This window comes from Sphingobium sp. ba1 (assembly GCF_000743655.1).
GTDB lineage: Bacteria > Pseudomonadota > Alphaproteobacteria > Sphingomonadales > Sphingomonadaceae > Sphingobium.
The window spans coordinates 596,262-597,128 of record NZ_JPPQ01000083.1 but is presented as its reverse complement, the minus strand read 5'-3'; the positions used below and the strand labels follow the sequence as shown (position 1 = coordinate 597,128).

Here is an 867-nt window from a genome sequence, read left to right as displayed (position 1 = left end):
CAACGTTCGCGCAAGGTCGGAGCGTCGCACCGAGGACGCCCAGCCCGAACGGATCAACCTCTATGACGAGGTAACCGCCAAAATCATCGCCCAGCTTGAAGAAGGGCGTTTCCCATGGGTCCAGCCTTGGGCATCGTCGGGCACCGACATGGCACACGGCGCGCTGGCCCCCGGCCTGCCGCGCAACGCGCTGACGGCCCGCTGCTATTCGGGCGTCAATATCCTCATCCTGTGGGGCGCTGCCATCGAAAAGGGCTATCCTTCCCAAAGCTGGCTGACCTTCAAACAGGCACGAGACGCAGGCGGATGCGTATCCAAGGGCGAGAAGGGCACCACCATCGTCTATGCCGACCGCTTCACCCCCGAAGCGGAGAAAGAAAAGGCAAGGGCGACCGGCGAGGACGCCAGGTCGGTCGCCTTCCTCAAACGCTTTACCGTCTTCAACCTGTCGCAATGCGAAGGGCTGCGGCCCGGCCTCGCCGCCGAACCCGCGCCCCTGCCCGAACGTCAGGTTGTGCCCCTTGCCGAGGCGGTGATCGCGGCCAGCGGCGTGGATTTCCGTATTGGCGGAGACAAGGCTTTCTACATGCCCTCGCTGGACATGGTGCAGGTGCCGCCACAGCCTGCCTTCTATGAGCAGATCAACTATTACCGGACCTGCCTGCACGAACTGACCCACGCGACCGGCCATCCCTCGCGCCTTGGCCGCAACCTTACCAACGGCTTTGGCTCCAAGGATTATGCCCGCGAAGAACTGATCGCCGAAATGGGATCGGCCTTCCTCTGCGCCGCACTCGGCATCGTGCCGACCGTCCGCCATGCCGACTATACCGGCTCTTGGCTCGCGTTATGGCGAGGTGAGCATAA

Annotated in this window: 1 protein-coding gene; it reads left to right on the top strand. The window is 63.4% G+C overall.

Annotated elements, in window-relative coordinates:
* Nucleotides 1-52 precede the first annotated feature (52 nt).
* A partial coding sequence (locus IL54_RS23560; RefSeq protein ID WP_237748998.1) for an ArdC family protein occupies nt 53-867 on the top strand: 815 nt, incomplete at its 3' end.